Annotated in this window: 22 protein-coding genes; 7 read left to right on the forward strand and 15 right to left on the reverse strand. The window is 43.7% G+C overall.

Annotated elements, in window-relative coordinates; genetic code table 11:
• Positions 1-2: 2 nt before the first annotated feature.
• Positions 3-959, reverse strand: a complete 957-nt coding sequence (gene rluC, locus F8R13_RS08455) for a 23S rRNA pseudouridine(955/2504/2580) synthase RluC (RefSeq protein WP_152833571.1) — start codon at positions 957-959, stop codon at positions 3-5.
• A gap of 646 nt (positions 960-1,605) precedes the next feature.
• Here rluC and F8R13_RS08460 point away from each other — a divergent pair.
• Positions 1,606-4,026, forward strand: a complete 2,421-nt coding sequence (locus F8R13_RS08460) for an Rne/Rng family ribonuclease (RefSeq protein ID WP_152833573.1) — start codon at positions 1,606-1,608, stop codon at positions 4,024-4,026.
• Between the two features lie 102 nt (positions 4,027-4,128).
• On the opposite strand, the gene glnE is transcribed toward F8R13_RS08460, so the two are convergent.
• Positions 4,129-6,864 (reverse strand): bifunctional [glutamate--ammonia ligase]-adenylyl-L-tyrosine phosphorylase/[glutamate--ammonia-ligase] adenylyltransferase, encoded by a 2,736-nt coding sequence (gene glnE / locus F8R13_RS08465; RefSeq protein ID WP_152833575.1) that lies wholly within the window; start codon positions 6,862-6,864, stop codon positions 4,129-4,131.
• Positions 6,865-6,924: 60 nt separating this feature from the next.
• Entirely contained in the window at positions 6,925-7,692 is a 768-nt protein-coding gene (locus F8R13_RS08470; protein ID WP_152833577.1) for a hypothetical protein, read from the reverse strand.
• Positions 7,693-7,867: 175 nt separating this feature from the next.
• Between F8R13_RS08470 and F8R13_RS08475 the strand changes: the two genes are divergently transcribed.
• The 5 genes from F8R13_RS08475 (at position 7,868) to F8R13_RS08495 (ending at position 14,346) form a co-directional block, all read left to right on the forward strand.
• On the forward strand, positions 7,868-8,206 hold the full coding sequence (locus F8R13_RS08475; protein WP_029909906.1) for a P-II family nitrogen regulator: 339 nt from the start codon (positions 7,868-7,870) through the stop codon (positions 8,204-8,206).
• Positions 8,207-8,322: 116 nt separating this feature from the next.
• Positions 8,323-9,570, forward strand: a complete 1,248-nt coding sequence (locus F8R13_RS08480; protein ID WP_152833580.1) for an ammonium transporter — start codon at positions 8,323-8,325, stop codon at positions 9,568-9,570.
• A 152-nt stretch (positions 9,571-9,722) separates the two neighbouring features.
• Entirely contained in the window at positions 9,723-10,502 is a 780-nt protein-coding gene (locus tag F8R13_RS08485) for a flagellin (RefSeq protein WP_152833582.1), read from the forward strand.
• 189 nt (positions 10,503-10,691) lie between these two features.
• Complete coding sequence (locus tag F8R13_RS08490) at positions 10,692-13,646, forward strand: valine--tRNA ligase (protein ID WP_152833584.1); 2,955 nt, start codon at positions 10,692-10,694, stop codon at positions 13,644-13,646.
• A complete protein-coding gene (locus F8R13_RS08495; RefSeq protein ID WP_152833586.1) occupies positions 13,624-14,346 on the forward strand; it encodes a TIGR04211 family SH3 domain-containing protein in 723 nt (240 codons plus the stop codon). The genes F8R13_RS08490 and F8R13_RS08495 overlap by 23 nt, the downstream gene beginning before the upstream one ends.
• 78 nt (positions 14,347-14,424) lie before the next feature.
• Here F8R13_RS08495 and F8R13_RS08500 read toward each other — a convergent pair whose 3' ends face one another.
• The 6 genes from F8R13_RS08500 to rpsP form a co-directional block, all read right to left on the reverse strand.
• Positions 14,425-15,150 carry a DsbC family protein gene (locus tag F8R13_RS08500; protein ID WP_152833588.1) on the reverse strand — a complete coding sequence of 242 codons (726 nt, stop codon included), beginning with the start codon at positions 15,148-15,150 and terminating at the stop codon, positions 14,425-14,427.
• Positions 15,151-15,254: 104 nt separating this feature from the next.
• The gene (gene xerD / locus F8R13_RS08505) at positions 15,255-16,151 is read right to left on the reverse strand and encodes a site-specific tyrosine recombinase XerD (protein WP_152833590.1); all 897 of its coding nucleotides are present in this window, start codon (positions 16,149-16,151) and stop codon (positions 15,255-15,257) included.
• A 64-nt stretch (positions 16,152-16,215) separates the two neighbouring features.
• Positions 16,216-16,566: a 50S ribosomal protein L19 gene (rplS, locus tag F8R13_RS08510; RefSeq protein WP_029909925.1), complete on the reverse strand. Its 351-nt coding sequence runs from the start codon at positions 16,564-16,566 to the stop codon at positions 16,216-16,218.
• Between the two features lie 108 nt (positions 16,567-16,674).
• Complete coding sequence (trmD, locus tag F8R13_RS08515; protein WP_152833592.1) at positions 16,675-17,376, reverse strand: tRNA (guanosine(37)-N1)-methyltransferase TrmD; 702 nt, start codon at positions 17,374-17,376, stop codon at positions 16,675-16,677.
• A gap of 24 nt (positions 17,377-17,400) precedes the next feature.
• Positions 17,401-17,922, reverse strand: a complete 522-nt coding sequence (rimM, locus tag F8R13_RS08520; protein WP_152833594.1) for a ribosome maturation factor RimM — start codon at positions 17,920-17,922, stop codon at positions 17,401-17,403.
• A gap of 21 nt (positions 17,923-17,943) precedes the next feature.
• The gene (gene rpsP, locus F8R13_RS08525) at positions 17,944-18,183 is read right to left on the reverse strand and encodes a 30S ribosomal protein S16 (RefSeq protein WP_152833596.1); all 240 of its coding nucleotides are present in this window, start codon (positions 18,181-18,183) and stop codon (positions 17,944-17,946) included.
• Positions 18,184-18,453: 270 nt separating this feature from the next.
• On the opposite strand from rpsP, the gene F8R13_RS08530 reads away from it, so the two are divergent.
• Positions 18,454-18,849, forward strand: a complete 396-nt coding sequence (locus F8R13_RS08530; protein WP_152833598.1) for a response regulator — start codon at positions 18,454-18,456, stop codon at positions 18,847-18,849.
• On the opposite strand, the gene rmuC is transcribed toward F8R13_RS08530, so the two are convergent.
• Genes rmuC through F8R13_RS08560 form a run of 6 tightly spaced genes read right to left on the reverse strand, consistent with a single transcriptional unit; the run spans position 18,846 to position 25,918 of the window.
• Positions 18,846-20,219 (reverse strand): DNA recombination protein RmuC, encoded by a 1,374-nt coding sequence (gene rmuC, locus F8R13_RS08535; protein WP_152833600.1) that lies wholly within the window; start codon positions 20,217-20,219, stop codon positions 18,846-18,848. The two genes, F8R13_RS08530 and rmuC, sit on opposite strands and share 4 nt — an antisense overlap.
• Positions 20,220-20,221: 2 nt before the next feature.
• Positions 20,222-20,794, reverse strand: a complete 573-nt coding sequence (locus tag F8R13_RS08540) for a hypothetical protein (protein WP_152833602.1) — start codon at positions 20,792-20,794, stop codon at positions 20,222-20,224.
• Between the two features lie 45 nt (positions 20,795-20,839).
• Positions 20,840-21,478, reverse strand: coding sequence for a hypothetical protein (locus F8R13_RS08545; protein ID WP_152833604.1), 639 nt, complete (start codon positions 21,476-21,478; stop codon positions 20,840-20,842).
• Complete coding sequence (locus F8R13_RS08550; RefSeq protein ID WP_152833606.1) at positions 21,475-23,037, reverse strand: hypothetical protein; 1,563 nt, start codon at positions 23,035-23,037, stop codon at positions 21,475-21,477. The genes F8R13_RS08545 and F8R13_RS08550 overlap by 4 nt, the downstream gene beginning before the upstream one ends.
• Positions 23,037-24,242, reverse strand: a complete 1,206-nt coding sequence (locus tag F8R13_RS08555; RefSeq protein ID WP_152833609.1) for a type II secretion system F family protein — start codon at positions 24,240-24,242, stop codon at positions 23,037-23,039. The genes F8R13_RS08550 and F8R13_RS08555 overlap by 1 nt, the downstream gene beginning before the upstream one ends.
• Positions 24,243-24,244: 2 nt before the next feature.
• A complete protein-coding gene (locus F8R13_RS08560) occupies positions 24,245-25,918 on the reverse strand; it encodes a GspE/PulE family protein (protein ID WP_371414935.1) in 1,674 nt (557 codons plus the stop codon).
• Between the last annotated feature and the right edge of the window lie 9 nt (positions 25,919-25,927).

The following is a 25,927-nucleotide window of genomic DNA, read 5'->3' on the forward strand; positions in this document are numbered from 1 at the left end:
ATTCAGGTGGCTGATATTACATCGCCTTCGTTCGATAAATATTCAATAATAGCTTGAAAATCATGATGTAGCGGCGCCTCCACTTTCATCAAACCTTCATCCTCTTTTCCTGGATGCCTAAATGACAAAAATTGTGCGTGCAGAGCTAATCGCTTCATGCCAAGCTTCGAAAAACGCTTATTAACTTGCTTGTCGCCATATTTGTCATCACCGACAATGGGGCACCCTTGAGATTGCGCATGCACACGAATTTGATGTGTACGTCCTGTTTTTAAACGCACACTAACCAGATCAACTTCCTTAAAATGTTGCTCAATCTTGAAATAGCTAATTGAAGGTTTGCCTGTGGGATCAACCACCACCATTCTTTCACCCGACTGCAGCGTATTTTTCAACAGCGGCAAATCAATTTTTTGCTTTCCTTTTGGCCAATGCGCGGACAACAATGCCAAATACTCTTTCACCATTTTGTCTTCACGAATCTGCTCGTGAAGCACTTTTAAGATAGAAGCTTTTTTAGCTAAAAGAATACAACCGGATGTTTCCCGATCCAGACGATGCACCAACTCTACACGCTTCGCCAAGGGTCTTAACTCACGCACCACTTCAATCAGACCGAATTGCACGCCACTACCGCCATGCACCGCCACACCGGAAGGTTTGTTAATCACCATCAAATCTGCATCTTCATACAAAATAGACTGTTCAATGCGTTCCAATTGCGCCGCCGGAATTTTGACTTCCATTTTTTCCGCAGTCTTAATGGGGGGAATACGAATCAAATCGCCTTCTTGAACACGGGTGGTTTGCTTGACGCGCCCTTTGTTAACACGAACTTCACCCTTTCTGATAATGCGATAAATAAGTGTTTTTGGTACATCTCGATACTGCCGCATCAGAAAGTTATCAATTCTTTGACCCGCATCTTCCGAGGTTGCAGTAATAAACTTTACAGACATGTTTTTTCTCTTAAAAACAGAATTTGCGCTAGTTTACAAGATAATCACGATAGATGCATTGCATCACTGAAAAATGAGTGATATATTTAGCGCGAACCTAGAAATCTAACGTAATATAAAATTATGTTGTAAATCTAAGTAATTACAGAATTTTTTAACAGTTTTAAAGCTTCGGTTTTAAAACAATTTTAAGTACCACGAGAAACAGACAAACAGACAAAAAATAGAAGAAGTTATAGATTGCAACCGCCAACAAGCGATGAACGTAAGACGATACTATAACCATACGGGATGATTTTCTCACTATTGAGCAAAAATACCGAGTAACAAAATAAAAACAGATGTTTCTTTTAAGATTTACTAACGAAACATCCGGTTTGGCTAAGAGCTTTTATGGCACAAAAATAAGAGCTCGAAAACAACGCGAGAGACTTTTACTTGCCCCTCACAGCAGACACTGTGTTGTAACGTTTGAAAAGAAATTAAGAAGTAAAAGATTTAGTTGAGGCTCACCCGTGCGAAACAGGCACAGGGTTATGAAGCACTCAAACTCCCAGCAGCTCCGCAAAGAAGCCTACTCATTTTCCGTTTTTCATTTTTGACATGTTTTGACTCGTTTCTCTTTAACATAATAAAAGAGAATCGCATGAAAAGAATGCTGATTAACGCGACGCAACCCGAAGAGGTTCGCATTGCATTAGTCGATGGGCAGAAACTCTATGATTTAGACGTTGAAACCCCTCACCATCAAAAGAAAAAAGCCAATATCTACAAAGGCACAATTACTCGAATCGAACCTAGCTTAGAAGCTGCTTTCGTCGACTATGGTTCCGAAAGACATGGCTTTCTTCCCTTCAAAGAAGTCGCAGAAGAATATTATCCAGAAAACCACTCCGGCGACAAACTAACCATCAAAGACGTTCTTAAAGAAGGTCAAGAGATTATCGTTCAAGTTCAAAAAGAAGAACGTGGTAATAAAGGCGCAGCCCTTTCTACCCAAATCACACTTGCTGGCCCATACGTTGTCATGATGCCGAACAACCCGAAAGCCGGTGGGATTTCACGCCGCATTGAGGGAGATGACCGTTCAGACACTCGTGATGCACTTCGTGACATCGACATTCCCGATGGAATGGGATTAATCATTCGTACAGCAGGTGTTGGAAAATCAACAGAAGAGTTGCAATGGGGCATCAACTATCTTATCCAGCTTTGGGATGCCATCCAAAATGCTTCTAAAGAAAAATCTGCACCTTTCTTGATTCATCAAGAGTCAGACATCGTCATTTTGGCAATCCGTGATTATTTGCGCCAAGACATCGGTGAAATCATTATCGACGACATGGACACCTTCCATAAAGCTCGTGATTTTATCCAACACGTCATGCCGCACCAGGTTTACAAAGTAAAACCTTATCAAGACAGCATCCCACTGTTTACTCGTTTCCAAGTTGAATCACAAATTGAATCAGCTTATATGCGAGAAGTGAAGCTACCTTCCGGTGGTGAAATCGTTATTGATATCACGGAAGCAATGACCTCTATCGACATCAACTCCAGCCGTTCTACAAAGGGCGGTGACATTGAAGAAACGGCATACCACACGAACTTGGAAGCCGCTTGTGAGATTGCTCGCCAACTACGCCTGAGAGACATTGGTGGTCTGGTTGTTATCGACTTCATTGATATGCACTCAAGCCGTCACCAACGAGATATTGAAAACAAAATGCGCGAAGCCGTTAAATCAGACCGTGCTCGTGTTCAGATTGGCAAAATATCTCGCTTTGGCTTACTTGAAATGTCACGCCAGCGTTTGCGTCCATCAATTGAAGAATCAACTCAAATGGTGTGCCCTCGCTGTAAAGGTGTTGGGGTGATTCGTGGCGTTGAGTCTTTGGCGCTTTCCATTCTTCGTTTAATCGAAGAAGAGGCAATGAAAGAAAATACTCGTCGCATCACAGTTCAACTGCCTGTAGATGTTGCTACTTTCTTGCTAAACGAAAAGCGTCATCAGATCATCCATATCGAAGATCACCACAAGTTGCATATTCTGATCATTCCGAATGAGCACCTGGAAACACCTCATTACCAAATGGAACGCACTCGCCACGGCGAAGAAGTTTCAAATGATTCCAGCTATAAGATCAAAGACGTGATTACACATCATCACATGGATGAAATCATTGAACCGCCTCAAATTATCAAAGAAGAGCCGGCGATTAAAAACATGCAACCAAGCGCACCGCCTCCTCCGCCACCGCAAAAGGTTGAAGAAGCGAAACCTGGGTTGTTCAGCCGTTTATGGCAAGCATTGTTTGCCGCTCCTGAAGAAAAAGAGGAAGAAACCGCTAAACCTAAGCGTCGTCAAAACAACCGCAACGGAAACAGTAACGGAAGAAATCGCAACAATAACCGTAACCGTAACAACAGACGTCGTCAAACAACTACTGAGCGCACTGATGCTGAAACCCCAGCGTTAGAAGCAGCTGATAGCAACACTGAGACGAGTTCTGAACAAACAGAACAGTCTAGTGGAAAACGCAGAGATGGACGCCGTAATGGTAGAAACCGTTCTCGCCGTCGTAAACCAGAAAATGAAGGTCAGAACGACACTCAAAACAATACGACAGACGACGCAAGCTTAGACGCCGATACGCAAACTGGCCCAGCAGACCAGAATGCAACTGCGAATACTGAACAAACTCGCAGCAAGAAAGAGGCTGCATCGTCGGAAGAAAACGCAAATGAAAAACCTGCACCGAGACGCGGTCGCCGTAGCCAGAAAAAAGTTACGGAAGAACAATCTCAGAATGAAGGTGATGTGAATGCATCTGCGAATGATTCAGGCGACAATGATGATGACTCGTCATCAGATCGTCGTCCAAGACGTCGCAGCCGCTATAGCACAAGAAGCTACAATGGCAGACGTCGTAAACCTGAAGGTGCGGAATCCTTATCGATTCATTCGCCTGCTCCTGGTTCAGATGTCGATGCAGAAGTTGCAAAACCTGCGGAAACTGCTTCAGAAAAAATAGCTGACGTGGCTGAAACAGCGGAAGCTAAGTAAGACCAAGCAGAAAAACTAACCTAAGCATTAGCTTTACTTCACTAAAAAAGCGCCTATCAGGCGCTTTTTTTATTTATCAAGATCACCATCTCTCAAAGCGTCTTAGCGCTCCAGCATCAAGCTATTCCATATTCTCGTCACTTCTTTTCTTTCATCTTGGAATTCAGTAACTGGAACAATTGCTTTTACATTTTGCAACGCTAGACGATGATAGGCTTTTCGGTAAGCCCGATATGCATCCTCAAGCAATTGAACATCACCATCGTCCAATACTTTCGCCGTTCTTACCGCTTCAAGCAGGCGGACATTATCTGACCAAACCGTGAGTTCTTCATGTTGACATGCAAAACCAAGCACTAGGTATTGCACCATAAACTCAATATCAACAATGCCCCCTCTACCTTGCTTAAGATCAAAGGTTTCATCGGATGATTTATCCAGAGACTGTTGCATCTTCTGACGCATATCAACCACTTCTTTTTTGAGCACACCCAAATCTCTTTGCTTGGCAATAAATGCTCGTTTGAATGCCTCAAAACCTTGTTTCGCTTGCTGAGACCCCACAACAGGTCGCACACGAACCAATGCCTGATGCTCCCAAACCCAAGCTTTCGATTCTTCATAAGTCATGAAATTCTCAAATGAAGTCACCAACAAGCCGCTCGCGCCATTCGGTCGCAAACGTGTATCTACCTCATATAACGTCCCAGTTGGCATCATGGTTGTCATCAGTGAAATAATTTTTTGACCCATGCGGATAAAGTAAACATTATTTTCCAACCCTCTCTCGCCATCGGATTTATCTGAAGAATTCAGCCCGTAGTAAAGAAAAACCATATCCAAATCCGAACCATACCCCAGTTCAATTCCCCCCAGTTTGCCATAACCCAAAATCAAAAAGGGCATGCCTTGTGTCGAATCATAACCACCAGGAAAACCATTACGTTTTTGCATATGTCGCCATGCATACTCGGTTACAACTTCTACAGCGGCTTCGGCAATCCACGTTAGGTAGTCACTGACCTTCATCACAGGCACCTGCCCTGTCACATCCGCCGCCGCAACACGGAATACTTTTTCATGACGCCACTGACGCATTTGATTCATGAACATTTCTTCATCATCCTGAGACTGTTCCAGCAGGTGATAAGCTTCCTTTTTCAGCTCTTCTAGCTCCAATGGCTCATAAAGCACTCTAGGGTCAAGCAATTGATCCAGCAAGGCTGGATAACGTGACAACATATCCGTCATCCACTCACTTAAAGAACAAAGCTTCAATAGGTTATCAATGACCCCGACATTCTCTTTCAAAAGCACGAAATAGACGCTACGCTTCATAATGCTTTCCACCACTTTCAGCACTCTTTCCAAAGTGATCTCAGGGTTATCGACCTGTTTTAAGCCATTTAGGATTCTCGGTAAGACTTTCTGAAAACGCTGCAAGGACTCGCTGCTTGCATGAATATAGGATCGCTCTTTTTTGAACTGCTCTAAAATATGCGAAAGGCTTTCTTCCAGTGATGGGTTAGCTTGCTGATGACCTTCTTCACCGCCTACGCTCTCGATTGACTCTTCCCCTTCAGCATCCTGATCCGCAAACAACAAATCAAACTCCTGCTGAACAAAGCTCAATTGTTCTTCAAGAGCACTCATGAATTCAACATAGGTTGGATACCCCATGGCTTCAGCCAAGGCTAATTGCTGCGACACCTCTTGCGGAAGGTCATGTGTTTGCTGGTCGTTCCATTCCTGAAGACGGTTTTCAGCTTTACGCAAAAACAGATAAGCCTGTTTCAAACCGCTTGCTGTGGCACTATCGATAAACTGGTTGCCAGTCAATTGATCCAACATCGGCAAAAGCTCTCTGCCTTGTAAATCCAAGTTTTTTCCACCGTGCACCAGCTGGAAGGCTTGCACAATAAATTCGACCTCTCGAATACCGCCCCGCCCCAATTTGATATTTTGCTGCTTATCTTTCTTTTGAACTTCGGCGTTAATCATTGCCTTAAGCTCTCTAAGCGACTCTATTGCCGTGAAATCAACATACTTGCGGAAAACAAATGGTCGCAGGATATCAAATAGCTCTTTTCCTTTTGCCTGATCTCCTGCAATGATTCTTGCCTTGACCAAAGCATAACGCTCCCATGCCCGCCCGTGGATTTCGTAATAATTTTCCAGCTCATTAAAACTCACCGCCAAAGGCCCAGAATCTCCAAATGGTCTAAGACGCATATCAACCCGATAGACCATGCCTAAATCGGTGTATTCTGTCAGCGATTTATTCAATGCTTGCCCTAGGCGGATAAAGAATTGGTCATTTGACGTCTCTTTACCTCTTTCATTAACCGCTTGCCCCTTCTCCGGGTAGGCAAAAATCAAGTCAATGTCTGATGAGAAATTCAGCTCTCTTCCGCCCAGTTTTCCCATACCGATCACCAACATTTTTTGAGGTTCGCCAGAGAACTGACCGATAGGCGTTCCATATCGCTTACAAGCATCTTCATAGTGCCAATCCAAGGTGCCAGAGACAAGTCCATCCGCCAATGAAGACAAGTCCTTCAAAGTCTCTTCTACCGGTGCCAACCCTCCGAGATCCCTCACCGCAATGCGCAGCATCTCTTGCAGGCGATGTTGTCTCAATGTCTGATTCAATGCCGTCAAATCTGCACTGGCAACAAGACTTTGGTGCAATTTACTAACAAGCCCACCTTCCCCATAAGAAGATTCAAAATTCACTAAATCTATCCACTCGGGGAATCTAGATAAAGTCCGCTCAACAAAAAGGCTCCAACTTTTAACTTGGTTCATCATTTCCTGTTTGTTTTGAGCATTCAACATACTTCTTCCTCTTAAAAATGAAACCGGTTGGTACCCCAACCTGGTAGATTTTGGCTATTTTTATTGAATATGATAGATATAAAGCTTGGTTTTTCGCGAGTCGTTTAGTTCCCAAACTTCAAATGGTTCAACATCGGGCACGGCAAAACTGTTCGTGACAAACACGGAGCCGCTCGTCATTTCATTGGAAAGCTTTTGCCATAACTTCTCCATCGGCTCCGGTGACAAGAAAGCATAAACAACGTCATAGTATTCAACTTTCGTTTTCCAAAGATCCATCGCATAGATATGCCCGCCACGAAATAAGGTGAATAGTCTTGCTATCAAATACGGAATTGGCGCGGTTTCCACGCCATCAGAACGTTGCACGTTCGGCAACTGGGACATGTAAACTACATTGCCTCCCAGGCCTGCTCCCAAATCGAGAAACCTAACGTTGCGACGCCTTTTGATAAGTTTTTTCAGTGCTTCTCTTGTGGTGTTATTCGTTAAGTAAAGTGGCACCCGCTCTTTGATTGCATTAAAGAACACCAACCACAACACAACAAAAATGCCTAACGCCACCCAAGGATTCACTTTATAACTTAATCCTAAGTAAAGCCCTATAGGCAAAGCTATTTGAATGATACGCCACCAACAGGGCAAACCAATACGGCAACTGATGAATGCAGCCAGCACCCCTTGTAATATGACCAATACCCACAAAGGGTAAGGAGGCGTAACAATATGGCTCGCCAATAAAACCAAACCTGCCAAGATAATCAGGGCGATTCCTTGCGCTATTAATGCCACAACGATCTTCGGAAAGCGGCTAAAAAAAGTTTTCATTTAGAATGCACCATAAAAAACAAAATTGCACCAAACGGTTCAAATAACTTTCTAAAATAAAGTCAAAAATTAATATATCTTGTTGTTATAAAAGAGTTTTTAGTACATGGCACAGCCAGAGCTATCTAGGACAACGAAATACTCTTTTTTTATTCATTACAAATCAGAGGTTAGTATGAAACTAGTAGTAGCAATTATCAAACCTTTTAAGCTTGATGATGTTCGCGAATCTCTGCACGAAATTGATGTGCACGGGATGACTGTAACAGAAGCCAAAGGTTTTGGACGCCAGAAAGGTCACACGGAAATCTATCGTGGGGCGGAATATGCCATCGAATTTCTTCCAAAAGTTCGTCTTGAAATCGCAGTTGCCGATGACAAGGTGGACAGCGTGATTGAAGCAATCGGAAATGCAGCCAGAACCGGAAAAATCGGTGACGGAAAAATTTTCGTAAGCCCATTAGAAAACGCAGTGCGTATTCGTACTGAAGAAACCGGGGATGTTGCCCTTTAAATAGTTCTTTTATTCATTAACGAAGTGAAATCAAACCAGGATACTCATTCACACAATGATTTCTCTTCAAAGTTGATAACAAACTATTTGAAATTTAGTCATAAGGAAATTTAGGTATGGAACAATTAATTCAAACAAATTATGCACTAGATACCTTTTACTTTTTGGTAACTGGTGCATTAGTTATGTGGATGGCAGCAGGTTTTGCCATGCTCGAAGCCGGTCTTGTTCGCGCTAAGAACACGACTGAAATCCTAGCGAAGAACGTAGGTCTTTTCGCTATCGCTTGTATTATGTACATGCTTGTTGGTTACAACATCATGTATCCTAGTGATGCTATCAATAGCTTCATTCCTGGTATCAGCTTCTTGTTGAGCCCAGATCACACTGTTGCTGACGTGTTGAAAGGTGGTGATGGTGCGCCTTACTACTCAGGTATGTCAGACTTCTTCTTCCAAGTTGTGTTCGTTGCAACTGCAATGTCTGTCGTATCGGGTGCTGTAGCTGAGCGTATGAAGCTTATGTCTTTCTTCGTTTTCGCTATCGTTTTCACAGCGTTCATCTACCCAATGCAAGGTTACTGGAAATGGGGTGGTGGTTTCCTAGATGGTTTAGGATTCCTTGACTTCGCTGGTTCTGGTATCGTTCACATGGCTGGTGGTGCAGCAGCACTTGCAGGTGTTCTACTACTAGGTGCTCGTAAAGGTAAATACACTCCTGAAGGTGAATCAAAAGCGATTCCTGGTGCAAACCTACCTCTAGCAACGCTAGGTACATTCATCCTATGGTTGGGTTGGTTCGGTTTCAACGGTGGTTCAGAGCTTAAAGTATCTAACGTTGAGGAAGCAAACGCAGTAGCAATGGTATTCGTTAACACGCTAATGGCTGCGGCTGGTGGTGTTATCGGTTCACTTATCGCTTCTAAGTTGAAGTTCGGTAAAGCTGACTTAACTATGATGTTGAACGGTGCATTGGCTGGTTTGGTTGCAATCACAGCAGAACCTCTAACGCCAACCGCTCTTGAAGCAACTTTGATCGGTCTTGTTGGTGGTATCATCGTAGTATTCGCAATCATCATCATGGATACTAAGTTCAAAATCGACGATCCAGTCGGTGCGATCTCTGTTCACGGTATCGTAGGTATCTTCGGTCTAATCGCTGTTACCTTCACTAACCCTGATGCAACTATCGTAGCTCAGCTAACGGGTATTGCAGTGATCTTCGCTTGGGTATTCATTACAAGCTTGATCGTCTGGTCTATCATCAAAGCAGTTATGGGCATCCGCGTCTCTGAAGAAGAAGAGTTCGAAGGTGTTGACCAAGCTGAATGTGGTATGGAAGCATACCCAGAGTTCACTAAGTAATCTTAGAAGACTCAACACAAAAAACCCCGGTCTCCGGGGTTTTTTTATGCCCAAAATTTAACATTAACCCATTGAGTCAAAAGACAATTTTCATTCTTTGCCGAATAAGCGTAAAATAGAAATATAAAGTACGCAACCGGAGGAAGTTAGCCATGTCTATTGATTCCATATCCAATTACAACGCAACCACCTATACAAGCCTTCAACAAAGCCTAGCATCAGGTAGTCGTATCAATACCTCAGCAGATGACGCCGCAGGAAAAGCCGTTGTGACATCACTGACAACCCAAATCGGTCAACAAGACATTGCCACGCGTAATGCCAATGATGGTATTTCCGCTCTGCAGATTGCTGACAGCACCGGAGAGAATATCGGTAATCAACTCCTTCGTTTGGGGGAACTGGCAACACAAGCTCAAAACGGCACTTACAGCGATGCCCAACGCCAGACATTGAACCAAGAGTTCCAACAAGGCCTACAGGCAATCAATCAATATGTCGGTCAAACCAGCTTTAACGGCATAAACCTACTTGACGGCTCTCAGAACACACTCAGTATTGGCTTGGGAGACTCAACCAATGCTTTGACTTTTCCAAACCTGACAACCAACGCGCAAGGCTTAAACGGCTTAGATATTACCTCTGCTACAAATGCAAGTAATGCCTACTCATCCATTACGACAGCATTAGAGAATCTGTCAACCAGCCGTAGTCAGCTCGGTGCACAACAAAACGGATTGGCCAGTAGCGTTGAAAACCTGGCAACCCAAAACGTCAATGCGCAAAGTAGCCGAAGCCAGATTAATGACACCGACTATGCAAAAGCGCTCGCACAATTAAGCAAACAGCAAGTTCTTGAACAAAGCAGTGTCGCCATGCAGGCACAAAGTAATCAAAATCGTTCCAACGTATTACAGTTACTTCAATCGTAACCCCAATCAGCAGCCTTCCCCTCAAATATAGGGGAAGGCTGCGCATCAACTTTCCTTCTCTTTCAGCCAAAAACGCCTCAAACGATAGTTAGGCTTTTACCGAGCATCCAACCCTAAACTTTCACCTGCATAAATGCTATAATCCGACCTATTTTTAGAAACAAAATCGTTTTATTTTTAAAGGCAACAATGGAAAAGCATTTCGACCCCGCATCAATTGAAAAAAAATGGTACTCAAATTGGGAAGATAAAGGTTTCTTTAAACCTCAAGAAAGTACAACTGGTCAGAACTACAGCATTATGATCCCTCCGCCGAATGTCACCGGTAGCCTACATATGGGTCATGCATTCCAAGACACGATTATGGATACCCTCATTCGCTACAATCGAATGAAAGGTCACTCCACACTTTGGCAGCCAGGTACTGACCACGCAGGGATTGCAACACAAATGGTCGTTGAACGCCAATTAGCTGCTAAAGGCCTTAGTCGCCATGATGTTGGCCGCGATGCCTTTATCGATAAGATTTGGGAATGGAAAGCGGAATCCGGCGGAACCATCACCAAACAGCTTCGTCGTCTGGGTGCATCGCCTGACTGGAGCCGTGAACGCTTCACGATGGATGATGGACTGTCAAATGCCGTTAAAGAAGTTTTTGTTCGCCTTTATGAAGAAGGATTGATTTACCGAGGCAAACGCCTCGTAAACTGGGACCCGGTTCTTCATACAGCGGTTTCCGATTTGGAAGTCATTTCTGAAGAAGAACAAGGTAACCTATGGCACATGCGTTACCCACTAACAGACGGCTCAGACCATTTGGTGGTTGCCACTACCCGCCCAGAAACAATGCTTGGGGATACTGCTGTAGCCGTCCACCCGGAGGATGCTCGTTATCAAAATCTAATTGGTAAAACTCTTACCCTTCCATTGGTGGGCCGCGAAATTCCAATTATCGCGGACGATTACGTCGATATGGAATTCGGTACCGGTTGTGTAAAAATCACCCCTGCCCATGACTTCAATGACTATGAAATGGGTAAACGTCATGGGCTAGATTTTATATCCATATTAACCGTAGATGCTAATATCCGAGATGAAGCGGAAGTATGGAAAACCACCAAGTCTGGTTCTATTCTTGATAGTGAGAAACTTCCTGCCAAATACCAAGGTTTAGATCGATACGAGGCTCGCAAAGCCATCGTTGAAGACTTAGATAAGCTTGAATTATTAGAAAGCATAAAGCCTCACAAACTAATGGTTCCTCGTGGCGACCGTTCTCATGCCGTTATCGAGCCTTATCTGACTGACCAATGGTATGTTGCGGTAGAACAATTGGCAAAGCCAGCTATTGATGCTGTTAAAAACGGCGATATCGAATTTGTACCTAAAAACTGGGAAAACACCTACTTTGAATGGATGAACAACATCCAAGACTGGTGTATCTCTCGTCAAATCTGGTGGGGACACCGGATTCCAGCATGGTATTTTCAATTAGAAGACACCCTTAACCTTCCTGTAATTCAATCTTCTATATTTGTTGCCAGATCCGAAAGTGAAGCCAAAAAGCAAGCTATGCAGCTAATTGAAACACAAATAATGCGCATTCAAGAAGAGTTGGACAACTCCCCGGAAAATGCAGATTTTTATGAAAAAGAAATAATCAAATATAAAGAACTTTCTCAAAATTTAACATTAGTCCAAGACAACGATGTTCTTGACACATGGTTTAGTTCTGCATTATGGACATTCTCTACATTGGGTTGGCCGGAGCAGACGCCTGAGTTGGAAAAATTCCACCCGACTTCGGTTTTGGTCACCGGTTTTGACATCATCTTCTTCTGGGTTGCCAGAATGATTATGATGACCTTGAAGTTCACTGGTCAAGTTCCTTTCAAACAAGTTTATGTACATGGTTTGGTACGTGATGGTGAAGGACAGAAAATGTCCAAATCCAAAGGTAACGTGCTCGACCCGATTGACCTGATTGACGGTATTGACTTGGAAAGCTTAGTTTCTAAGCGTACTTACGGCATGATGCAACCTGAAAAAGCGGCGAAAATCGAAAAAGCCACCCGCAAACAGTTTGCAGACGGTATTGATGCCTATGGTACAGACGCCCTCCGCTTTACCTTCGCTTCTCTCGCCTCAACGGGGCGTGATATTCGTTTCGACCTAAATCGCTGCGAGGGTTACCGTAACTTTTGTAATAAACTGTGGAACGCCGCGCGTTATGTTCTTATGAACACCGAAGGTTATGACACGGGTGTGGACGAAAAGGCTGCTTATGAGCTATCCCTAGCGGACAAATGGATTGTTTCACGTTTACAGGAAGTGGAAGCAGAGGTTGCTAGACATATTGAATCTTACCGCTTTGACCTTGCTGCAACCGCGCTTTACGAATTCACATGGAATGAATATTGCGACTGGTATCTGGAGCTATCGAAACCAATTCTAAATAGTGATGACAGCTCTGATGAAGCCAAGCGCGGAACGCGTCGCACATTGGTTCGCGTACTTGAAACCCTGCTACGCATGCTGCACCCTATCATTCCGTTTATTACCGAAGAAATTTGGCAAACCGTTGCACCACTTGCCGCGAAAGATGGTCAAACCATTATGCTGCAACCTTACCCATTAAGTGACAGCAGCAAAATTGATGCGGCTGCCGTGGCAGAATTGGAATGGGTGAAACATTTCATCATGGGCGTTCGTCGCATTCGTTCTGAAATGAACATTGCGCCAAGCAAACAGCTACCGGTTATCTTGACCAAGCTAAGTGCGACCGATGAACAATGGCTGGAAAATAACCACCTTTACCTGTCGACACTTGCGAAATTGGAATCAATCACGGTATTATCTGACTCTGAGGAGGCGCCAGAATCAGCAGTTGCATTGGTTGGAGAAATGAACATTCTTATTCCAATGGCAGGTTTGATTGACAAAGAAGCCGAGTTAGAGCGTCTAAACAAGGAAATCAATCGTCTAGAGAGCGATATTCAACGCTTGGAAGGAAAGCTGTCCAACGACAGTTTTGTTGCCAAAGCGCCTGAAGCAGTTGTTGCCAAAGAAAGACAAAAATTGGATGAGCACAAAACTGCATTAAAAAACTTGAAGGATCAACATGAAAAAATCAGTCAAATCTAACCTGCAAATCATTTCATCCTTAGTGCTTGTCGGTGGCTTGACCATCGGTCAAACAGCTGTGGCAGCGGATTCAGGGCAACCTCAATCCGATTACACGCATTATGTGACCGATTCTGTACAAATTCCACTTAGAAGCCAACCTGGCTATAAATACAAAATTTTAAGGTTGTTAAAGTCGGGCACACCAGTAACCATTCTGGAAGTGAACGATGATGGTTGGACAAAACTGTCTTACCGCTACAAGGATGAAGATATAATCGGTTGGATGCCTTCAAGCGTACTGTTAAACCAGCCTATCGCTCGCGTTAGATTGGCTCAGCAAATTGATAAGACATCTCGTATCGAGAAGAAACTGAACCAGGCACTTCAAGAGAAATCTACTCTGGATTCTCGTTTCAACGACGTCAGCAACGAATTGAAAAAAACCAAAGAAGACAACTTCAAGCTTCAAAAGCAATTGGCTGAGATTAAATCTATTTCCGGCAAAAGCATTGAGCTAAACGAACAAAACCAACAATACAGTCAAGAAATCGAGAAAATCAAATCTGACAATGCTATTTTGAAAGAACAAATCAGTCAGGCGGGTGATGTTGTTCAACGCCAATGGTTCCTGACAGGTGGTGGTGTTCTGCTTCTAGGGCTATTGATCGGTCGCTTTTTCAGAGTACCGAACAGACGTAACAAATGGGATTCGTTATAACAGAACTCCCTTTACGGAAATAAAAAACGCGCCTTCTGGCGCGTTTTTTATGGTGAATTCCAGAACTGGGTCAGTCCATTATTGTGATCCAACCAACTTCTGAATCAAATCTTTTGACTCAACATAGCCTGGAATCAACTCACCATCGTCCAGCAAGATATTCGGCGTGCCATTCACCCCAAACAGCTCAGCAAGTTTCATATCGTTCATCACCGGGTTCGCACAAGTCTTCATATCGACTGCTCCGCCAGTCATGACTTTGTCCAAAGCCTTTCTTCTGTCCGCAGAACACCAAACCGCGACCGCCTTCTTATAAGAGCCAGAGCCGACACCCGCACGAGGGAAAGACAAATAACGCACCTTGATGCCTGCTGCCGTCAGCTTAGGAATGTCATCATGCAGTTTTTTACAATATGGACAATCAATGTCAGAAAAAACCGTAATCGTACGCTTGGTGGCGCCTTTTGCAGGATAAACAATCATCTTCGATTCATCCAAGCTATCCAGAATAGTTTTTCGCTGCTTGTTCTCTGCTGCCGTTGTTAGGTTCTTACGTGTTTTCAGATCAATCAAATCGCCTGAAAAAACATAACGTGCCTTATCATCCATCAACAACACTCGCGTCCCTAAAACCACCTGATAAAGCCCCGGAATCACACTCGGGGTAATCTTGGCCTCAGCCGCATTTGGCGTGATCTCTTTCAAGGTATTTCGAATCGCTTGCTCATCGGCCTGTGCCGTCGCCATAAACGCTGTCGACAGCATCATCGCCAAAAGCGACTTCTTCAAAAATTGTTTTTTCATAGCACCTATCTTCTTTAAAAACTATTGATAGGATTTTAACGGTTTCCAGCTGAATTCGCACCTTGAAAACCTTAAAGAAAGCTGACTAGTAGCGAAAATCGCGATTATGCGCGAGGATGGTGCTTGTGATGAAGTGCCTGCAGACGTTGCTTGGCAACGTGCGTATAGATTTGGGTTGTCGACAGATCAGAATGCCCCAAGAGTAATTGAACGGTTCTCAAGTCTGCTCCATGATTGATTAAATGCGTTGCAAAGGCGTGGCGAAGACCGTGCGGTGATAATTGAACCCGTATATCCGCTTCAAACGCCAAATTCTTAATTCTATGCCATAGCGTTTGACGAGTCATGGGGCGACCCAAGCGTGAAACGAACAGCGTATCGACCCAACGCTTGGCAGCTAATTGTGGTCTTGAGCTTTCAATGTATGCTTTTAGTGCATCAATCGCCAGCTCTCCTATCGGCACAATCCGCTCTTTATTGCCCTTCCCCACTACGCGTACCAAGCCCGCCGAAAGATTGAGCTGCTCATAAGGTAGCGTCACCACCTCAGACACCCTTAAACCAGAGGCATACATCAACTCCAAAATCGCCTTGTCACGCAACCCTAATGCTGTTGTCAGATCTGGTGCTGCAAGCAAGTCTTCAACCTGTTTTTCAGAAATGACTTTGGGGATTGAACGTGGAATGGAGGGGGATTTCAGTTTGGCGGTAGGGTCAACACTGGTGACATGCTGAGCCAACAAGTACTGTGCAAAGCGCTTAAGCGATGAGATTAACCTAGCAATGGATTTGGCACTCTTGCCCTGCTCAAATTGCTGGTAGATAAAATCTTCCAACTGCTGATTGGAAACGGTTTTGAAATCTGAAAACGCAACCCCAACCTGGCAGATTTTTAAATCTCTGCGGTAAGCGGCAAGCGTGTTTTCGCTCAACCCTTCGTTGAACCTGAGAAACTGTAGAAAAGATTTTAATTGAGATTGGAATACTGTATCGGATGTCATAGCGATGAGTTTACACTGCTACAAACAAAAAAGGCACTCAAATGAGTGCCTTTCATAAAAAGTCTTATTTAACTTTTTCTTTGATTCTTGCTGCTCTACCAGATAGGTTACGTAGGTAGTAAAGCTTAGCACGACGAACCGCACCACGACGCTTAACTTCAACAGAATCAACCAATGGGCTGTAAGTTTGGAAAGTACGCTCAACACCTACGCCATGAGAAATCTTACGAACGGTGAATGAAGAGTTCAAACCACGGTTTTTCTTAGCGATAACAACACCTTCATAAGCCTGAAGACGTTCGTTAGTCCCTTCTTTTACTTTTACTTGAACAACAACAGTATCACCAGCTGAAAAGTCTGGAAGTTGCTTGCTCATTTGCTCTTCTTCAATACGCGCAATAATTGGGTTTTTCATTTTTATGCTCTCTTAATCTATCAAAGTCTTTTGCTATGACTTTGAAATGCATTTTATCCAACAATACACAGACAAGCTGTCAGAGGTTGAATCCAAATTGTCATGCGATTACTTAGTTTGTTGAGCCAAGTAAGCCGCATATAGGTCCGGACGCTTTTGCGCCGTCCTTTCGAGTTTCTGCTCCATTCGCCATGCATCAATTTTTGCATGATTTCCTTGTTGCAGGACCTCTGGCACTTTCATGCCGTTGACCTCTACAGGTCTTGTGTAATGCGGACAATCCAATAGACCATCCGAAAACGAATCTTGCTCAGCTGACTGGTTATGGCCTAAAGCCCCCGGTAGCAAACGAATCAAACCATCCATCAACATCATGGCGGGTAACTCCCCGCCACTGACGACAAAATCCCCTACGCAAATCTCTTCATCCACTTCAGATAAGATGAAACGCTCATCCAATCCTTCATAACGCCCACAAACCAAAGTGAGATTCGGCTTTTCAACCAAAGTTTGCAGCTTTGCCTGAGTCAGCGGCGTTCCTTGTGGAGAAAGATAAACCACATAAGGTTTCTCTCCAATAGTGGTTTCAATCGCATCGACTGAATCCTTAAGAGGCTGATATTTCATCAACATCCCAGGGCCACCACCATAAGGTCTATCGTCTACCGTTTGATGGACATCCGTCGTAAACTGCCGCGGATTCCAACTATGGAAGCTATACAGGCCTTGTTGTAACGCTCTGCTTGAAACCCCCGAAGCATTGATTGCCTCGAACATTTCAGGGAAAAGCGTAATGACATCAAAGCGCATAACTCGCTCCATTAAATGGGATGCTTATTCTTCGCTACCATCCCAGGCAACTTGGATATGTTTGTTTTCAACATCCACATCCAAAATAAACGTACCTTCGACAAATGGGATCAATGTGGAATGACCCTCCTTTTCTACTCTAAGTACGTCATGTGCGCCCGTTTCGATCAATGCAGTCACAACACCTAGGTCGTTATCTTCTTGATCCGTTACCGAACAACCAATCAGTTCTCGCCAGTAGTAGCCATCTTCCGCTTCGGGAAGTTGCTCAGGATTGATTGCGATTTCGCAACCCATATAGAGACGCGCTTCATCACGATCATCAATTCCTTCCAGTTTGGCAACAATTCCTTTGCCACCCTGAATTTCTTGCCCATCTTCTAAATCGAAGGTTCGCCACTCACCTTTAACTTTAATCAGCCAAGGTGAATAGCTCAAAATATTGTCGCGTGGCTCGGTGTGGGAAAAAATCTTCAACCAACCTTTTACGCCGAAAATACCACTGATTTTGCCCAGAATAAGTTTTTCGCCGTCAGCCACGCTCATACCAAAAGTTCTAAGGGTTAATTACTTAGCGTCTTTAACCAATTTTGCAACTCTTGGGCTCATTTGAGCGCCTTGAGATACCCAGTGCTCAACTCTCGCAGTATCAAGACGAATCATTTCTTCTGCACCTTTAGCAGTTGGGTTATAGAAACCAACTTGCTCAATGAAGCGACCAGTTGCTTTGTTACGCTGATCCGCAACCATTACACGATAATAAGGGTTCTTTTTTGCACCACCGCGTGCTAAACGAATAACGACCATGACTTTCTCCTATCTTGATCTGCGAAGGCAGGAAATCCTACCTACAATTTCTTCTATTTTTATGCATCTAACTCATTGATACATAAAAGCTATGTGTATTCCTTTTCGGAAAGCGGGGATTATAAATACTTTCCCAATTAAAATCAAACACTTTGAATAAAACAAAGCTTAATTATGTGCTTTTATTTACGAACACCAAATGCTGCCGCAAAATGACGTATCAATGTGCAAGCTTTGCTAGAATAGAATGAAGTCTTAGAGGAATAAGTTATGGCGCATATTTTAGCGGTCGATGACTCCAACGTAACCCGGTCGCTGATTCAATTAACCTTGGAAACGCTAGACAATATAAAGGTCGATACCGCAAACGATGTCGAGCGTGGTCTCAAACTGTGCCAGCAAAACCGCTACGATATTATAATTCTAGATTACATGATGCCGGATAAAACCGGATTAGACATGATCGACATCTTGAACGAACAACACTTGCAAACAGATGTTCCCATATTCATCTTATCTTCTGAAATCGACCATACAACAAAGGAAATGGCACAAATCAGACAAGTAAGGGCTTGGCTAAAAAAACCCTTCCGCCCTCAAATGCTTTTAGAACTGATTACAGAAACATTGAAAGACGTTGCAAAAAAGCGAACTGGCTCAAACTAGTCTTTATCCAACTCTGGCAAACCACTATCGGCTTCATCCACAAGGTGTTTAGGAAGGTCCTTCTTGGTTTTACCTGCCAAATCCTTAAGCATTTGCGCTTGGTTAATTAAATTCCCCTTCCCGCTCATCATGCGTTTTTTAGCTTGATCGTAACTGGAAAGCGCATTCTCTAATTGGCTACCCACCTTCTCAAAACTCTCAACGAAACCAACAAACTTGTCATAAACATCTGCAGCTTTCTTAATCAGGCTTGAAGTATTTTCCGAGCGTCTTTCATAACGCCAAAGCTGTTCAATGGTCTTTAGAGTGGTAAACAAGGTAGTCGGTGTCACCACCGCGATATTCTTCTCAAATGCCGATTCAAACAACGCGGGGTTCTGTTCAATCGCCATTAAATACGCCCCCTCGATGGGAATGAACATCAAGACAAAGTCCGGGGCATTTAAAGACTCAATATGGTCGTAACGTTTGGTGCTAAGCGCTTCGATATGCTTTTGCAAACTCACCAAGTGGGCTTTAACCTGCTCGGCTCTCGTCTTATCATCCTCTGCATTTAGCGCCGATTCATAGGCATTTAATGACACCTTTGAGTCGATAATAATGTGTTTATCATCCGGCAAATTCACAATTACATCCGGACGAAGGCGCTTGTTATCATCAGAGTACAACGACTTCTCTCTTTCGTACTCAATGCCAAGTCTCAAACCTGAGCTTTCCAGCATTTTTTCCAAAATCATCTCACCCCAGTTTCCTTGGAGCTTGTTATCGCCTTTTAAAGCTTGCGTTAAACTTTTTGCCTCATTCGACATGGTTTGATTGAGTTCTTTCAACTGCTTGAGCTGCTCAACTAAGGTCGCTCGCCCTTCAATATCCGCCTTATGCGTTTGGTCAATCTTGTTCTTAAACTCCGTCAAACTTTGTTGCAGAGGGTTCAACACTGCGCCCAAAGCCTCTTTGTTCTGAGTATTTATTTGCGCTTGCTTCTCTTCAAATATCTGCGTTGATAGCAACTTAAACTCTTGCGTCAGGGCTTGCTTTGCATTCTCAAGCAATGCCAACTTTTCCTCAAAACTCGCTCTGTCTGACTTCTGCTGCGTTTCCAACCGTGTAATCTGAGAAACATAGTCCTTTTCATCTTCTGTCATTTTTTCGAGCTTCGCCTGCAAAGCACTTAGGCTATTCTCTGCCGTCATTGCTACTTGCTCAATCTGAGCATAGCGACTACTCAGGGTTTGATAGTCTTGCTGAAGCTGTTCTACCTTGTCTTTTTCCTGTTTTAAAGCACGTGTCGCGGTATAGCCGATAAACAACCCACCTGCCGCAATCATCGCCAATACGGGTAAAAGATATGCACTCTCAATGCCAAACATATTTATTTCACTAACTCCGTTAAACGCTGCAAATTTTCAATTTGCGAACTCAAGTCCATTTGTTGTTCCTCAGATGAAGCTGGTGAAGCTCCCTTGACCGAACTCAACTTAATCTTTTCTTGTTTCGGTTTCGGTGCCATCAAGTAGCTTTTAATCTTTTTACCCTTCCCCGGGACGTAAGTTTCGCCGACCTTAAGGTTAATTTCTTTGCCTTTGAGAATCACTTGCGCCGAATGAAGCTCTTGCGGATTTTGCTGCACCCGATAACCTGACTTATCGTGCTTAACATACTTGCCGTTCAAACGAAACAACTGACCATCGGGCGTTGTAATGATAGACGACAGCGTTAATGGTGGAGACCCCAACCTGGTAGATTTTGATGATTTTACGGCAACTTTTTGCTGCGATGCGTCGGGCTTAATTCCCTGCTCCTTATGCAAAAAAGCTTGGCGCTGCTGATTAATCTGTTCGCGTTGTTGCGGGGTCAGAAACAGCTTTCCATAGGTTTCGCCTGCATACACCGGTATTCTCACCAAAACCAGTGCAGTGAAACAAACAACAGACAGCAAACTCATTTTCAATGGCATTTCCTGCGAAGGTATTCAAACGTATAAATCAGCTCAGTCCAACTTAAAAGGCGTGGGTTTGGCTTGGAACAAAATCAAAGTACATTTTGCATCAAACAACGAATGATTTGGGGTAAATTTCGGTTTTTGGATGGCCTCACTATGTGCGGACATTTCACAACCCTTCACCAAAAACAGTGGCGTGATGTTCTCTCTAATCTTATCCAAGACCGTCAATAAGTCCAAATCCGACATCAGTCCCATATCAAGATGTAACTGTGTGTAATAAAAAATGTTCTTATCTAACTGAAGATGGGCAACACTCTTTCTGGTCAACTGCTGTTCGGCATCAAACTGGAAATTGAATGGTACAAGGTTGAGTTGCGCCTTTATCTTTAGTAATTCGTCAGTCCACTTCACTCGATCTTGTTGGTAAACCAAACCTTCATTCAAATATGCCTGATATTTTTCACCATACACCTGAAACAATTGTTCCTGCGTTCTTAAAAAACGAACTTGCTTGAGCAGGTTTCTCAGTTGATGTTCTGTCACTTGGTTGTCTTGTTCTAGGCTTTCCTGGTAATTCAACAAACCAAAAGCCAAACCACCAAACGCCAATAAAAGCACCAACAGGATTAATGCAGGCTTTTGTACATATTGTCTGATAAAACTGTCCGCCCAGTTGAGTTTCACTTGCCGCCTCCAATAACCAACTTCACCTCAAAAGGCAGTGCGTTAATGGCTTCATCAGATGCGCTGGAAATGACCAAAGATTTTTTCAGACTACGGTCCAAGGGCTCCTTGGTTAAAGTGACGCTTTCAACGTTTGGCTGAGATCGAAAATCTTGTACTAAGTCATCGACCCATTTCACAGGCATTTCATAGGCATCGTGAAATGGATAAACCCACCCTTTAAGCGTCACCGAAATAGAGGACGAATCAAATGTATCCAGTTTTTGCCACGCGACCGACGACAGCGCAATATGATTGTGGCGGCTCAAAACTTGAGATAACGCCGCCATGTCAAAACCGGCAATGCCTCTCAACTTAAGTTTCAACAGCGACTCTGAGAAATTTACCGATGCCTTGATGTCTTCTGCGTCGTATTGCAAATCAACCGACCGTTGCAATCTGCTCTTTTCCTCATTCAACTGCTGGATTTTTACCTCCATCAGCTGTCTTTTATGACTCAACATGTAATCATCAACACCCAAGGTCAAAAGATAATAACTTGCCGACAGGAAAAACAAAACTGACAAACCCAACAACCATTTTTGCAATCTGGAGAACAGTAAAATCTTGTCAACGAAGTGGTTTTTATAAAAGGTCTGTAAATTTGATTTATGCAAAAAGGCTGTAAGGAAATCCAGCGTGTTATACAAAGAGTCGTCCCAGCGACGTGTATTGGTGATAGTGTAAAGATCAGAAGCCACTACAAAAAATGCTTCCGGCTTCCAGTTAGTTAAGGCAACCTTTTCCAGATACTCTGTCGCAACTTCGCTTTCATCATGCCCATGGGAGTTGATATAGATAAAGCTCACTTCGGAATTTAGCGGGATGAGCTTTTGGTTGTAAAGATATTTAACAGCAATCTGCGTCTCGTGGATTAACGCTGAGTTGATTGCATGATCACTTTCCAGCTCGTCATCCAACTCAATATGACGGCTGATATTTAAGCGCCCGAAGTTAAAAAATATCTGACGAAAATGTACTCTGGACTCTCTAAAAACAAGCATCAAGGGTCGAGACAAATCTTTTTTCGTCAAGCTCAATGCCGGCGCAAGTTTGGTGAGGAAGTAGCTTTCAAGAAGAAATGAATAGGAGTAAATTGCCTTAACAGAAATCTGCGCCTCTTCAAACAAGTTGAACAAAGCTTCAAGCTGAGTATTGCTGAACACACTGGAAATCATCAATGCCTGTTCATTACGCCCTTCATCGGTTTGGCGATAGTGAGCGAACCAACTTAGACGAACCAACATGGCGCCCTCGGAACGTGTTTTCTCTTCCAAGCGTTTTTCGTAAGCTTGTTTTTCCCAAGGAAACAACCTTGCAACCCAGTGCATCTGGTGGGAGTCATCTACGAAGTCTAATATGACCGCAACACTTTTATCGGAAGGTAGCCCACCGACAACCGTTTCGATCCGCTCCCAATCTCTCCAAGAAAACCTGGTTTCAGACAATTTATGCTGCATTGCGCTATTCACATCAATTAACGTCAGACCCGATTCATTGAGATATAACAGCTTATCCATCATTGCACCTTGGAAATGGTGTCATAAATTGGCCCCAACACCGCCATCATTACCCAACCGACGATAAATGCCATGACAACTGTCAAAGCAGGCTCTACCGCTGGTTCAATCTTTTCAATAGTTTCTTTCGCTTCATTGTCGTAAAACTCACTGACATTTCTGAGTGCCTGATCCATATTACCGCTAAGCTCTCCCACCTTTACCATACGAATCGCCATTGATGGGAAAACTTCTGCTTCAGTAAAAGCTTCATTGATGGGTAAACCCTCTTCAATCAAACGGATGGCTCTCTCTACTTTTTGTTCAAGATAGGCATTGTTGGCAACATTCACCGACATACGCAAAGCATTGGTAAAACTCATGCCTGCGGCATACATAATGGCAAGTGAATTGGCGATTCTGGCAATCTTTAGCTTATAAAGCACAGGGCCAATCACTTTGATTTTAAAGATAGAGGCATCGAATTTAACCTTGAAGCGTGTTGATTTTTTCAGAAAATACTTGATTCCGAACCACGCCGCAAAAGGAAACAGCAAGATCAAAATAATATTCTCGCGAACAAAATCCGAGGTGACAACGAGTGCTTGCGTTGCAAACCCCAATTCTCCCCCCATCTCTTTAACGAACTTCATCACTTCCGGCACCACAAAAATCATCATCAGTAACACGACGGCTATAACAACGGTTCCGACAATGGAGGGGTAAATCATCACTTTCTTGGCTTTCGAAGCTAAGCTTTCTTCCCATTTCAGCATCTGTTCCAGGTTCTCCAAAATGGTTTCCAGTTGCCCCGTCTGCTCACCAATAGCGACCAGCGGAATATACACCTTGCCGAATTCTTTTTCATATCCCGACAAGGCACCAGAAAAGCTCTCTCCCCCTTCCATTGCCTCATAGATAGAAGACAACATTTCTTTTACCGCGTCGTTTTCATAAGACTGTCTCAGGTCATCAATAATATCCATTAAAGAGACGCCAGCCTTGAGCAGTTGCCGAAACTGCATGGTGATAGTGATAACATCCCTACGCAATATGCGTTTTTTACCAACTTTTGAAAAAAGCCCGGGAGAACGCGTTTTATAAGAAATTAACTCCACTTTCGCGAGTTTTAAACGTTGCTCCAAATCCTGAGCATTTGCTGCCTGCATTTCACCGTTGACGCGCTTGCCAAAGCGATTGACACCGTTATAACGATAATCGTGCATGGCTAAATCAACTCCGTCAGATCAACCACGCGGCTAATTTCTTCTAAGGTTGTATCACCTGAACGAACCCATTTCAAAGCATTTTGCAATATAGGACGAAACCCTTGCGAAACAGCCATTTCTAAAATCTGATGCTGTGAAGCACGTTGCAAAATCAATTCATCCAGCTCATCGGTAAACCTCAAGGTTTCGGTAATGGCAATCCTCCCTTTGTAGCCGATGTCATTACAATGCTTACAGCCCTGCGCGTGATAAAGGGTAATGTCCTCTTCCGGCTTAATCCCCAAGATTTCTTTTTCAAAAGGCTCGGGTTGATAAGGCACCTTACAATTCGGACAAAGCCTACGTACCAAGCGCTGTGCGAGAATACCAATGATATTACCGGAAAGTATTGAAGGCTGAACGCCAATATCAAATAACCTTGGAATAGAGCCAATGGCAGAGTTGGTATGCAAAGTCGCAAAAACTTGATGCCCTGTCATGGCTGCTCTTAAGGCCATTTCTGCCGTTTCACCATCTCGGATCTCACCAATCAAAATAATATCCGGATCTTGTCTCAACAAGGCTCTTACACCCGCTGCAAATGTCATCCCGATATCTTCATTGATAGATGTCTGGCGAATCATCGACATGGGGTATTCAACAGGATCTTCCAACGTCATGATGTTTACGCCTTCATGGTTGAGTTCATTCAACATTGAATAAAGCGTAGTGGTTTTCCCTGAGCCAGTCGGCCCCGTCACCAAAAGGATACCTGTAGGACGAGACATCATCAGTTTCAGGTCTTGGTAACTGCCAGCATCTAAGCCTAATTGTTCTAAAGGAACAATGCCTTTCTCCCGATCTAAAATTCTCAATACAAAGTTTTCGCCATCGGTTCCTGGCAAAGACGAAACCCTAAAATCAATTTTGCGTCCGTGGACAATCAAATCCATATGGCCGTCCTGTGGCATTCTTTGATCGGTCAAATCCAATTTGGCCATGACTTTCAAACGCACCACTAAGCTTGACCAAATAGACTTATGGAACAACCGTATCGTGACCAACACTCCATCTATACGATATCGAACACGAATGTAATGCTGTTCTGGTTCAAAGTGAATGTCCGAAGCGCCATTCTTGACCGCATCGGTCAAAATAGCATCAACCAACCGCACCATGGGCTGAGAATATTCGTCTTTCTCTGCGACGGAATAAAGATCCACTTGTCCCGTTTCCAGTTCCCTGAGTATGCCGTCGATTGACAACTCATAACCGTAGTAATGATCTATGGCATGCTGAATATCCGTTTCCGAAACCAGTACTGGCTCAATGCGAATGTCTTTTTTTATGTGGCGCTTTAGTTTGTCCAGCAACAAAATATCATCCGGACTCGCCATTGCAATTTTTAAGCGGTCGTCCGTCACGCTAATCGGCATCACTAAATGACTTCTAGCAAAAGACTCTGAAACCAATGTTAGTGCATTGGAGTCTGGCACCACTCCTTTTAAGGTCATCGAACGATACCCAACGACCTCACCTAAGATTTCTCGTGAATCTTCTTCCGAAAGGAACCCAAGTGATACCAGAATTTCACCCAGCTTCTTTCCTGTCAACTTTTGTTCGGTCAAAGCAATACGGAGCTGATCGGCGGTAATCACCCCTTCTAAAACAAGCTTGTCACCTAAACGTATCACCTGAGCCAA

It is taken from the genome of Hydrogenovibrio sp. JE_KL2 (genome assembly GCF_009296185.1).
Lineage (GTDB): Bacteria > Pseudomonadota > Gammaproteobacteria > Thiomicrospirales > Thiomicrospiraceae > Hydrogenovibrio.